The organism is Flavihumibacter sp. (assembly GCF_036676075.1).
In the GTDB taxonomy this organism is placed as follows: domain Bacteria; phylum Bacteroidota; class Bacteroidia; order Chitinophagales; family Chitinophagaceae; genus Flavihumibacter.
In genome coordinates this window covers 189177-201505 of the sequence record NZ_JAKFDQ010000006.1, presented here as the reverse complement: position 1 = coordinate 201505, position 12329 = coordinate 189177, and the positions used below count along the sequence as shown (strand labels likewise).

General features: G+C 42.1%; 11 protein-coding genes. 2 read left to right on the top strand and 9 right to left on the bottom strand.

What is annotated here, in order from left to right:
* Positions 1 to 5: 5 nt before the first annotated feature.
* Positions 6 to 1439: a glycoside hydrolase family 125 protein gene (locus tag V6M43_RS00915; RefSeq protein WP_332732171.1), complete on the bottom strand. Its 1434-nt coding sequence runs from the start codon at positions 1437 to 1439 to the stop codon at positions 6 to 8.
* A gap of 54 nt (positions 1440 to 1493) precedes the next feature.
* Here V6M43_RS00915 and V6M43_RS00910 point away from each other — a divergent pair, with 54 nt between their 5' ends.
* Complete coding sequence (locus V6M43_RS00910) at positions 1494 to 2870, top strand: Gfo/Idh/MocA family protein (protein ID WP_332732170.1); 1377 nt, start codon at positions 1494 to 1496, stop codon at positions 2868 to 2870.
* A 4-nt stretch (positions 2871 to 2874) separates the two neighbouring features.
* Here the strand turns inward: V6M43_RS00910 and katE are convergent, their stop codons facing one another.
* The 3 genes from katE to V6M43_RS00895 form a co-directional block, all read right to left on the bottom strand.
* Positions 2875 to 5004 (bottom strand): catalase HPII, encoded by a 2130-nt coding sequence (katE, locus tag V6M43_RS00905; protein ID WP_332732169.1) that lies wholly within the window; start codon positions 5002 to 5004, stop codon positions 2875 to 2877.
* 71 nt (positions 5005 to 5075) lie between these two features.
* Positions 5076 to 5525, bottom strand: coding sequence for a DsrE family protein (locus tag V6M43_RS00900; RefSeq protein ID WP_332732168.1), 450 nt, complete (start codon positions 5523 to 5525; stop codon positions 5076 to 5078).
* Between the two features lie 24 nt (positions 5526 to 5549).
* Positions 5550 to 5762: a hypothetical protein gene (locus V6M43_RS00895; protein ID WP_332732167.1), complete on the bottom strand. Its 213-nt coding sequence runs from the start codon at positions 5760 to 5762 to the stop codon at positions 5550 to 5552.
* A gap of 130 nt (positions 5763 to 5892) precedes the next feature.
* Between V6M43_RS00895 and ypfJ the strand changes: the two genes are divergently transcribed.
* Positions 5893 to 6738: a KPN_02809 family neutral zinc metallopeptidase gene (ypfJ, locus tag V6M43_RS00890; protein ID WP_332732166.1), complete on the top strand. Its 846-nt coding sequence runs from the start codon at positions 5893 to 5895 to the stop codon at positions 6736 to 6738.
* A gap of 13 nt (positions 6739 to 6751) precedes the next feature.
* Here the strand turns inward: ypfJ and V6M43_RS00885 are convergent, their stop codons facing one another.
* From V6M43_RS00885 to V6M43_RS00865, 5 genes are read right to left on the bottom strand one after another with little or no spacing between them, the layout of a single operon-like run.
* Positions 6752 to 7627, bottom strand: coding sequence for a DMT family transporter (locus tag V6M43_RS00885; protein WP_332732165.1), 876 nt, complete (start codon positions 7625 to 7627; stop codon positions 6752 to 6754).
* Positions 7624 to 8448 (bottom strand): ZIP family metal transporter, encoded by an 825-nt coding sequence (locus tag V6M43_RS00880; protein WP_039131840.1) that lies wholly within the window; start codon positions 8446 to 8448, stop codon positions 7624 to 7626. The genes V6M43_RS00885 and V6M43_RS00880 overlap by 4 nt, the downstream gene beginning before the upstream one ends.
* Before the next feature lie 55 nt (positions 8449 to 8503).
* The gene (locus V6M43_RS00875; protein ID WP_332732164.1) at positions 8504 to 10687 is read right to left on the bottom strand and encodes a penicillin acylase family protein; all 2184 of its coding nucleotides are present in this window, start codon (positions 10685 to 10687) and stop codon (positions 8504 to 8506) included.
* A 45-nt stretch (positions 10688 to 10732) separates the two neighbouring features.
* Entirely contained in the window at positions 10733 to 11584 is an 852-nt protein-coding gene (locus V6M43_RS00870; RefSeq protein WP_332732163.1) for an ROK family protein, read from the bottom strand.
* Positions 11584 to 12327 (bottom strand): glucosamine-6-phosphate deaminase, encoded by a 744-nt coding sequence (locus tag V6M43_RS00865; protein WP_332732162.1) that lies wholly within the window; start codon positions 12325 to 12327, stop codon positions 11584 to 11586. The genes V6M43_RS00870 and V6M43_RS00865 overlap by 1 nt, the downstream gene beginning before the upstream one ends.
* Positions 12328 to 12329 lie beyond the last annotated feature (2 nt).

Here is a 12329-nt window from a genome sequence, read left to right as displayed (position 1 = left end):
TTATCTTATATTATCTCTTTTAGCAGTGAAGGGTTTTTCTCCTGTACTTGTAAAACCAATTCCCCGAACAAAGTATTGGCCCAGGCAAACCATTTCCGGGTGAACCGGGATGGATCATCTTTATGGAAGGCTTCATGCATAAAACCAGTACCAGCATGAGTAGTCTTCAAAAAACGCAGACTTTGTTTTATTTCCGAAGGGTCTTTAGAAGTCAGTCCGCGCATGATGATTGCAATCGGCCATATAGTATGCATTCCACCGTGTGGGCCACCAATGCCTTCGGCTGCCCTGCCTTTAAAGAAGAATGGATTATCAGTAGATAAGATATAGCGCCGGGTATTAGCATATATATTGTCCTTTTCAGTTACTGCTCCCAGGTATGGAAGCGAAAGTAAACTGGGAACATTTGCATCATCCATCAGGTGATAACTTCCAAATCCATTCACTTCAAACGCATACACCTTACCATATGCAGGATGCTCAGTAACAGAATATTTCTTTAATGCCGTTTCCACCTCATCGGCTAAATGGCTGCATTCATTGGCAAGCTTATTATCATTGTAAATCTTATCCACCATTTCTGCCGCCTGCCTTAGTGATACAACGGCAAAGAAATTTGCAGGAACAAGGAAGGGGAAAAGTGTTGAATCATCACTTGGTCTGAAAATAGAACAGATAAGTCCCACCGGGTTTACCGGATATCCATAACCGCTTAAAGGCACTCCATCAGTAGCCCATGCTGTATTTCGCTGGAAAGTATAGGGACCATTTCCATTCTTGCGTTGCTGCTCTTTAAATGTTTGCAGTGTAAGAACAATAGATTGTTTCCATGCCTCATCAAAAACAGATATATCTCCCGTTAGTTTCCAAAACCGGTGTGCAAGGCGAATCGGATAACATAGACTGTCGATCTCCCATTTCCTTTCATGGATGCCGGGTTTCATGGTTGTGATATCTGATTTCCATTCACTAATCTTATTCAGATCTTTATAAAATGCATTGGCATATGGATCTAATAGAATGCTATTCTTTTGCCTGTTAATGACGCCAGCAATTAATTGCTTAAGCTTATCATCCTTCTTCACCAGTGATAAGTATGGCCAAACCTGCGCAGTGCTGTCCCGCAACCACATGGCATCAATATCACCGGTAATTACATAGGTGTCAGGTATGCCATTTAACATTTCAAACTCAACGGTTGTATCAAGTGTGTTTGGAAAACAATTTTCAAAAAGCCAGGCCAGTTCCGGATCACCAATTTGTTTTTTCAAACCCGCAATTGTATCCTCAACTGCCTTACTGTTGAATTTTCTTTCGGCCAGCGGCGGTCTGTTTGATTCAAATCCTGCTGAATACATACCTAAGCCTGTAGCCTGGCTAAGCATGAAACCCGAGGCAAATACTCCTGTCTTTTTTATGAAATTTCGTCTGGATGGCATGGCTATTGATTGTGTACAATTTTACGGTAATTTTATTTTAAATAGATGCAGGAAATGTCGTTACGCCAGTTTATCTCTTCCCGGATTCTCTTAAGGTCGTTTGATATCATTAAGGATAATGCGGTTTTAAAGTGGAAGGAATTCGCTTCAATTTTTGGACTGGAAGATGACCTCTATTATGATCCCCGCCATCGTAAGATCACAAGACCTGTTACAGCAATATTGATTGGCGCTGGCCACCGTGGATCAAACTACGCCTCTTATTCAAAAAAATTTCCTGATGAACTAAAGATTGTTGGTGTTGCAGATATAAATCCTGAAAGGAGAAAGAAAACAGCCAAAGCATATAATATTCCGGAGCACATGGTATTTAACGACTGGAGTACGGTATTTAAAGTAGAGAAGCTGGCAGACGCTGTCATTATCGCCACTCCTGATAACATGCATACCGAACCCTGTCTGGCTGCTCTGGATGCAGGGTATGATATACTTCTGGAAAAACCGATCGCACCATCCGAAGAAGAATGCAGGGAAATTTTGCATAAGGCGCAGGAAACAAATCGTATTGTGGGGGTTTGTCATGTATTACGTTATTCACCATATTTCAGGGAACTTAAAACAATTCTTGATGCGGGACTTATAGGTGACATTATCAGCATACATCATATGGAGCCGATTGAACATGTTCATATGAGTCATTCCTATGTAAGAGGAAAATGGCGAAACAGTAAAAAAGCAACCCCTATAATTCTTGCCAAATCATGTCATGATACTGATATAATTCGTTGGCTGGTAGGAAGTGAAGCACATGATGTTCACTGTTTTGGAAACCTGAGATGGTTCAAAACGGCCAATGCCCCGGAAGGCAGTACAGAAAGATGCACAGATGGATGCAAGGTTGAAAACAGTTGCGCATATTCTGCACTGCAGATTTATTATCGCGACAGGAAGCGATTGTATGTATTTGATTTACCTGAAGACAGAAGTGAATGGGACAATTCTATCCTTGAACAACTGAAGACTACCGATTATGGAAGATGTGTATTTAAAATGGATAATGATCAGCCTGATCACCTGACAGTTAATATTCTATTTGAGAATGGAGTAACTGCCGCATTTTCTATGGAAGCACATGTTTCTTATGAGGGAAGGAGAACCCGGATAATGGGATCAAAAGGTGATATTATTGGTGATATGGAAACTTTTGTAATGACTGACTTTAAAACAAAAAAACAGGTCACCTGGTCCTTAAAGACAGATACGCATGGTGGTGGAGATCATTTGTTGGTAAAGGATTGGGTCCAGGCAATTTCCCAGCAGGATAAGACCTTATTAAGCTCTTCCATTGAAGCTTCCGTGGAAAGTCATCTTATGGCTTTTGCTGCTGAAAGAAGTCGCCTGAACCGTACCATTGAAGATATTCGTATTTAAAATATTAAGCGGGCACTTTTCTTCCTTTTTCCCTTTCCCATAAACGATGCTTTGCTATTGCATTGATGAATGCTTTTGCATTACCGTTAGTAATAACTGCCTCATCTTGTTCCACTGCTGTTACATCCAGGAAAGCGGTTGCATCCTCAGCTGTGGCTATCGCTTTGCAATGGCGATAAGCTTCATTTACAAAATGAACAGCATCAGCTTCGGCAGCCAATTTTTCAACTGATCCTTTGCCACCGGGAATGTATACTGCGTCAAATACAACGGAGGTGGAAGTCAGGAAACTCATATCAACCGCTAAATCTCCTTTTGAGGATTTCACCTTTCCCAACCTTGGCGCAATCAATTTAACATTGGCACCACCCGCTTCAACACTCTTGCGCATGCTATCTATTGAAGCAGCATCAACTCCATCTGCAATAAGAAATGCTATCTGTCTTGATTTGATTGTATTCTTAATGGTATTTGCCATGCTCAAAGCCTCTGAACGTTCGAGGCTGCTTTTGACTTTTGTTGGCTGGAATTTCTTTGGATCTCCATCAGCTGGAATGCTATGGTTCATGGGCATTTCAGGTGTTTTAGGAACAGCTATTCCCAATCCCTCCGCCACTTTTGCAGCAAGTGTACGGTCAACCTGGGTAAGCAACCCAACCATCCTTTCCCTTATAGCAGGGCGTTCAACTTTACCTAATTCAAACCGAAGAGCATCAATGATGTGATCTTTCTCCGGCTCGCTCTGGCTATTATAGAAAAGGGTAGCCTGACTGAAATGATCGAAGAAACTTTTGCTTCTTGCCCGCACTTTTCGTGCATCAATTCTTTCGTTATATGAAACAAAACCTCCTTCTGCTGCCTTTGCCTGGAAAGGACAACCACCACCAATACTGTTGGGATGATAACTCACTTCGCCCTTATTTATCATTTGCCGCATATGACCATCACGCTGATTATTGTGAAGTGGGGCAATAGGCCTGTTAATAGGTATTTCGTGAAAATTAGGACTACCAAGTCGGGAAAGTTGTGTATCCGTATAAGAGAATAATCTTCCCTGAAGTAAAGGATCATTCGTGAAGTCGATTCCGGGTACTAGGTGCCCCGGATGGAATGCTACTTGTTCAGTTTCTGCAAAGAAGTTATCAGGATTTCTGTTAAGTGTCATCTTCCCTATTCTTTTCACCGGTACTAATTCTTCGGGAATAATTTTCGTTGGATCGAGAAGGTCAAATTCAAACTTATGCTCATCTTTTTCTGGAACGATCTGAACACCTAGTTCCCATTCTGGAAAAGCACCCTTCTCAATTGCTTCCCAGAGGTCACGCCGATGAAAATCAGGATCTTTACCAGATATTTTCTGAGCTTCATCCCACGCAACACTATGGACGCCTAATAATGGTTTCCAATGAAATTTTACGAAGAATGCCTGGTTAGCGGAATTTATGAACCGGAAGGTGTGAACCCCAAATCCTTCCATCATCCTATAGCTTCTTGGAATAGCCCTGTCGCTCATTGCCCACATGATCATATGCATGCTTTCGGGCATTAGCGAAATAAAATCCCAGAAAGTATCATGTGCAGCCGCAGCCTGGGGCATTTCATTATGGGGCTCAGGTTTTACAGCATGCACGAGGTCAGGAAACTTCATGGCATCCTGGATAAAAAAAACAGGCATGTTATTTCCTACGAGATCATAGTTTCCTTCTTGTGTATAAAACTTTACAGCAAAGCCACGTGCATCACGGGCAAGGTCAGTGGATCCACGTGAGCCAGCTACTGTACTGAAACGAACAAACACAGGTGTAATGGAACCCTTCTGCTGGAGAAATCCGGCGCTTGTATACTGACTCATTGATTCATACAGCTCAAAAATTCCATGAGCCGCTGAGCCGCGGGCATGAACAATCCTTTCCGGTATGCGTTCATGATCGAAATGGGTAATTTTTTCCCTAAGTATAAAATCCTCCAGGAGCGTTGCACCACGCTCTCCTGCTTTTAAAGAATTCTGGTTATCATTAATCTTCAATCCCTGGTTGGTACTCAGGAATTCATCAATTCCTGATTCCTTGTGCTCTTCAAGTTGTTGAAGTTTGACATTGACGGGCGTCTTGCCAACTGATTTTTTCTTTGCCATGGCTGTTTGATTGAATCGTTTAAAATGGTGGGATACAGATCAATCAAAAAAAGCATGCCATTCATACGGTATCAGAATCCGGATTTTATATAGGTCCAGCCCTCTTCCTGCCTGAGTATTATTTCACCGATACCCATTTTTACAAAGCCTGCCTCCGGTATTATTTCTGTTTTACTGATTTTCCTTTCACGGAGAGTATTTTCACATCCTACAAAGTCGATTCCCATTGACTTGAACTTGCGGATATTCTCAAGCTGGGTAGTTTTGCCCGCCATCAGCAATTGAATACCATTACCGTGCGCAACAACTTCCACCTGAACACTATCTCCCCAGCCCTCTTTAAGATTTTTGAGATTGTTCATCAAACCTTTCCAGGCCAATGTATCATTGCTCGAAAGCTGGATAACAACCCGATGTTTTACAGCCTGTACATTTTTTGCCTTTGGTTCTGTTACCTGGGCCTGCAATCCGCTGGCAGTCAAAAACACTAAAAGAACAAAAGTGGATATATATTTATGCATATAGTTGATTTAGCATAATTGGAATTATTCAGCAGGTGTTTTCTTCTCTTCTTTCCGGAACATTGAGAAAAGCAAAGCCCCCATCATGGCAAAATAAAGTGTACTGTTCAATGGTTTTGATGTGATGGCACAAGTTCCGGTAACACAACCGATATTTACATAGTAAAGGTAACCTGCAATTCCACCAACTATTGCGCCAACAACCGGAAGCCAATATTTTTTTCCAATATTCATCATAAATATTATTTATATATTAGTCTACAAAGTTCTGTGCTTACAAGGTAGCTTTATGTGATAATAGTTACGTAGAAAACAGCCGTTAAATGCTGCGGCATACTTTTTTAATGATCATTTTTAAATTTAAACTATGCGCTGGACTGGTAGACGCGAAAGCGGAAATGTAGAAGACCGCAGGGGTATGGGTGGACCGATTGCTATTGGTGGAGGTATCCTTGGAGTAATCGTTTTGTTGGTTAATATGTTCCTGGGAGGTGATGTGGATGTTTCACAACTCCCAATACCCGGACAGCAACAGACACAACCCATGACTGAGGAGCAAAAGGCGGCTGATGACACAAAAGCGCAATTTGTTCGGGTTGTGCTGGCAGAAACAGAAGATGTTTGGAACCAGATTTTTTCTCAGGCAGGTTCTCAGTACCAGGAGCCGACATTAGTATTATTTAGCGGAGGCACGCAATCAGGTTGCGGCTCGGCAACTTCAGCAAGCGGACCCTTCTATTGCCCTGGTGATAACAAACTTTATATAGACCTTTCTTTTTATGATGAGTTACAGCAGCGATTCGGTGCACCAGGTGATTTTGCTATGGCTTATGTGGTTTCGCATGAAGTTGGTCATCATGTACAAACTTTGCTGGGTACAACGGAGAAGCTTGCCCAACTAAGAGGGCGCGTTAGTCAGGAGGAATACAACAAATTTTCTGTGATGTTTGAACTCCAGGCCGATTTCCTGGCAGGTGTTTGGGCACACCACACAAAAAATAAACAGCTACTTGAAGAAGGTGATTTTGAAGAAGCTATGAATGCTGCAAATGCTATTGGTGATGATCGGCTTCAGAAAGAAGGACAGGGTTATACAGTGCCTGAATCTTTTACCCACGGCACTTCACAACAAAGAATGTATTGGTTCAAAAAAGGTTATGAAACAGGTGATGTTTCACAAGGAAATACATTTAATGATTCTCGCCTCCGGTAAATGATCAACGCTGCTAGCTGAAAAAAATAATCAGCGTTGATCCGGCTATCATAATGATCGCTCCAAATAATTTTCGGCCAATTGCTGTTTCCTGAAAAATACTATAGCCAAGGAAAATACTGACTATGGTGGAAAGTTGAAACAATGCCAGGCCATAAGCCACAGGCATATTAGCCAGTACATAGTTTGTAGTCAATTGCATGATACCCATGCAAAGTATAAGCAGGCCAAAATTACCCCCATCGCTTAGGGTCAGTGTGCGCCATGCACCAGGTAATGACACCCTATTTATTCCCAGCATTACCAATGAGAATACTGTTCCAAAAACACACCATGAAATAAATGCAATAACCGGGTTGGATTCTATAATGACGTTTTTAATAAATACTGCTTCGATTGCAGTTAGTATCATTGCCCACAATCTGTATTGAATATCCTTTCGTTTTAGAAGCGCCCAGCTGAATCGTTCTTCGAGAGTATCCAGAACAAAATAACTTCCGCCTATGATCAGCAACATGCCTGCAAGCCCCCATATGCCGGGAATTTCCTTTAATATGATAATTCCAACAATCAATCCCACTACAGATTTATAGGCATTAACCGGGCCCAGCACAGAAAGGTCACCACTTTCCAATGCCTTCACCAGGAACCCATTTCCGATAGCGCCGGCTATTCCTCCCAGCAAAGAGTAAATCCAGAATCTATCTGATAAACTCCAGAAATCTATTCCCCTTATAAAAAACAGGCTTATAAAAGCAAGTAGCAGGTAGGTTATAAAATTTACTATAAGCGGATGCTTCCCATTTTGTGTGAGCTTTTTCTGAAAAACGTTGCCAAGTGGATTAGAAATGATCCGGGCAATAACGGCTATGGTTGTAATTAGCATCATCCCAGCGCCACATCGAGAATCATCATGACCACGAAGCCGCCGATGAACCCAAGCACTGCAACATCGGTATATTTATCTCGTTGTGTTTCAGGAATTACTTCTTCCACAACAACATAGATCATTGCGCCTGCTGCAAATGCAAGCGCATAGGGCAATACAGGTTCCATATGAATAACTGCATAAGCTCCAAGCACACCTGCAACAGGTTCAACAATTGCAGATAGTTGTCCATACCAGAAACTCTTAAACCGACCCACACCATGCCTTCGCAATGGCATAGAAACTGCTAGTCCTTCAGGAAAATTCTGAAGTCCGATACCAATCGCCAGGGCAATAGCAGCAGCAGTTGTGTGCTCTCCTACTCCCAAAGAGGCAGCCCCAAATAAAACACCTACTGCCAGGCCTTCCGGAATATTATGAAGTGTTATTGCAAGCAACAATAAGGTGGTCTTATGCCATTTCGTTTTCATCCCCTCCGACTCGTCATCGCCAAAATTTATATGCAGGTGGGGCATGAATTTATCAAGACTAAAAATAAAAAGTGCTCCTGCAAGAAATCCAACTGCTGCGGGCATCCAGGGAAAATCAGGATATAATTTCTCTGAGTGTTCAATACTGGGTGCAAGCAGTGACCAGAAGCTGGCGGCTACCATAACCCCACCGGTAAAGCCAAGCATGGCATCAAAAACACTTCGACGGACGGTGGAAAAGAAAAATACGAGAGAGGCTCCCGCTGCTGTCACTAACCAGGTGAAAGTAGTGGCAATAAGTGCTGCTTTCACCGGACCGATCTCAGATAAAAACTTTTCTAGCTGCTCCATTAAGGATAAAAATACTTAATCTTTGGTTCCCTTATACATGCCTGTTGATTTTGAATCATTCTCCGGGATGATATTGTCGCTCCACCGCCTTCAAAACATCCTCTTTATAAAACAATACATCGCGAAACGTACCAGTGCTATATAATGTCGCCTGGTCTTTAAAATGTTTTGAGGCCGGATCACCACTCTGTCCCCCTGCCAACAAGGCCTTCGCTTTAACCTTTGTCCCAAATTCCACAGCACAAACAAAACTATTGCCATGAACCCCATATCTTTTATTGGTGCCCGGAAAAGTTCTGCTGGTATAAGAAGGTAACATACCCCAGGTACCAGAAGCAAAGCCTACCGGTAAACTGGGCTTGTCATCTTTGTAATCGGGCTGGAGTGAGCCAGTTAACCTTTGAAAGCGGTTGATTTCGCCCCAGGGGAGTTGCCATTTACCAAACCGGGACTCTAAATCCAGAACTGTCCGCAATAGGGGCTGCAGTAATTCCTGGGGTTTTGCAGAGGCCACAAAATGATATGTCTTCTCAACCTGGTCAAGTTCTTCATCATCTACAATTTTTGTCTGAAGAATAATTGGCAATAATTTTTGTCCCCACTCTACTGCAAGGGTAGTTGCGATGGAAGCCTCATTACTTTTATAATCCCAGCTTTTGAGAACAGCAATGGGTCCGGCCAGCCATGCAAACAGCGTATCATTTGTTTGAATACTCTGCTCAAAGGCCTTAACTACAGCAGGAACTAAAACTTCAAAGGCAGAGAGCCTTGTATCATAACCTGCTGAAATAACTTTATCAAGCGTGAATTTTTTCTCCTCTGATAATACCCTAACGGCATTGATACCCCGAAAATTTTCGCCATCAGGTGCCATGTAAACCGGGTAACTTCCTGGGGTTGGACTATCATCTCCGGCCACCCGGAAAGGAGTTGAATTACAATTCTGGAGCCAACCGTTGCGTGGATTAATAACGTGGAGCGTTTGGTTGATCTCATGTAAGCCCTGCCACTCAGATGCTTTCGTAGAACCATCAACTGGTTTCGTCCAGTTAAATGATGTATCGCGCTTTGGGATACGGTTACCATGCCAGTAACCTATATTGCCATCGGCATCAGCATAAACAGTATTGTTGGAAATATTTCCTTTTAATGCAAGAGTACTTTCAAATTCCTTTAAACCCTTTGCCTTGGTCCTTTTCCAACATTGAATCAAACCGTTCATGAGGCGATTATCTGCTTTCATGCTGAGATACTCACCATTGCGTACTGCCATAAGCGGACCATGATGCGTAAACTTTGCCTGAATAGTTGTAGTGATCATACCATCTGAAGATCTATAGCTGAGCCTGATCGGCTTTTGACGAACAGGCAATTTTTTTCCATCATATTGGTAATACCATTTGTTATTCTGGATTTCAATTTTTTCAATATAACTATCTGCAGCATCAACATAACTGGAACTGTGCATCCAGCCGCATTTTTCATTGAAACCCTGGTAAATAAAAAACTGCCCCCAGGTAACTGCACCGTATGCATTCAAACCTTCTTCACTAACCATATGTACTTCAGGACGGAAATAAAAACTAACATGGGGATTGATATAAAGAATAGCATTTTGCGAAGCAGAAATAGCCGGACCAATAGCAAAACCATTTGAGCCAGTGGGTAGAGGTTCAATGAATGGTGTAGTACTTGTAAGTGATGATTGCCCACTATAAAACTCCTTCAATTCACTCATCCGTATATCTGCAGTGCTGATAGCCCCAATACTACCATCTGTCCACAGCATTGGATACCAGTGCTGAAAACGCTGAAGCAAAGCCGGTTTTACGGAAGGATTTTTATAGAGATAATAATTGATGCCATCGGCAAAAGCATTACACAGATTCTTAAGCCACGCAGGAGCCCTTTGATAATCTTTGATAGCCTCAGCAGAATCAATCACTAATCGAATGAGCAGATCATTGTAAAGATCATCTTTGCCATTTACTTCTGAAAGGCGACCCAATTTCTCAATATAGTTTGCCTCAACTCTGCTAAAATCATCTTCGCATTGCGCATAAAGCAAACCGAAAACAGCATCCGCATCTGTTTTACCATAAATGTGAGGAATGCCCCAGTTGTCGCGAATGATATTGATCCGCTTTGCCTGTTTCTCCCAACTGCTTATCTCTTTGGAAGAAAAGGACTGTGCTATCAGGTTAATGGGCAGGAGAAAAAATAAAACAATTAATCGCATAAATTTTTTATTAGCTAATCGCAAAAGATCAGTATAGATTGTAGATTACAAATTATCATCAATATAAAGTGCAGCAGCGCCCAGTAGAGCACTGTTACTAAGGGCAGATATATCCACTTTTAATTCCAATATAGTTTTTTTATACGCGAATGTTCTGATCTGCTCCCACATACTTTTTTTAAAGTAAGGCCATGCCTTACTAACCGACCCACCCAGAACAATTTTATCTATATCAAGTGTATATAAAATAGTCTTGATAGCATTTCCAAGATGCTTTCCAAATACACTATACATTTCCAGAGCAGAATCATCCCCTTCAACGGCAAGTTTATAAACAGTTAAACCATCAACTTTATAAACATGCTGAAAAAACTGTCCACTCGCGTAGTACTCAATATTATGTTCAAGGTAATCGATCATACCGAATTCACCTGCCCCACAATGTTTGCCGGAATACAACTTTCCATTTATGATAATACCCGCACCCAGCCCGGTTCCTATTGACAGACCCACCATGGAACCCTGCCGTTTTTCAGTACCGAACTGAAACTCACCTAATGCAAAACAATTTGCATCATTATTAATTCTAACGGCAATCCGGTACCTGTCTTCCATTAATTTTTGTAAGGGTATTTCTTTCAGGCAGGGAATATTTACAACATCAAACACCAATCCTTTAGAAGCATCTACAAGTCCGGGCACCCCAATTCCTATAGATTGAATTTTATCATTATAAAATCGGTCAGTAACAGTGAATAGCTGCTCCAAAACTTCCTGTTCCGATCCACTTGCTTTTGTGGGCTCACTATACAGATCAATTAGTTGATGCCCCGCAACTAATCCCACGCGGATATTTGTACCGCCTAGATCAATACCAATATGCTGGGTTGGTGGCATCAATTTGTACTATGTTGGTGGGTAAGTAAGGATGCTGCTTCCTTATCAAGATAAATACGAACAGATGGATGTTGAAGAATCAAGCTGGCAGGCAGTTGTGGTGATACCGGCCCCTCCAGTATGGTTTTAACTACACCAGCCTTTTTAAGCCCATTTACAAGGAGGAAAATATTCCTTGATTCCAGTATTGTGCCTATCCCGAGCGTGAGACCACCCTCCAGTTCTTTGGCTTCACTGAAATATTTCTGTCCAGTTTGAACAGTTAAAGGATCGAGTGCAACCACCCGACATCGTGAATCAGGAGGCGAACCAGGCTCATTCATGCCAACATGACCATTCAATCCCAATCCCAGAATAGTTAGATCAATGCCGCCATGATCAATGATAAAATTTTCTGTAACCATACATTCATTAATCGGGTCAGCCGCACGGCCATCAAAGAAACAGATCTTAGCGGGATCGATCTTAAGAGGATCAAACAGCTGGCGATCGAGATGGTATCTGCAACTACCCTCGTCGTGTCCATTCATTCCCAACCACTCATCCAGTCCAACGAAATTCCATTGATCAATATTCAACAACTTATTATTAACCTGCGAAATGAGTGAGGCATACATTCCGGCCGGACTATCACCGGATGCAACGCAAATCAGTGGTTGAGGGCGTGATGACATGCATTCAGCAAGGTGGGTTGCTGCGAGCTCTGCCTGCTGTTGGTAGTTATCTGATATATAAACCTGCATCT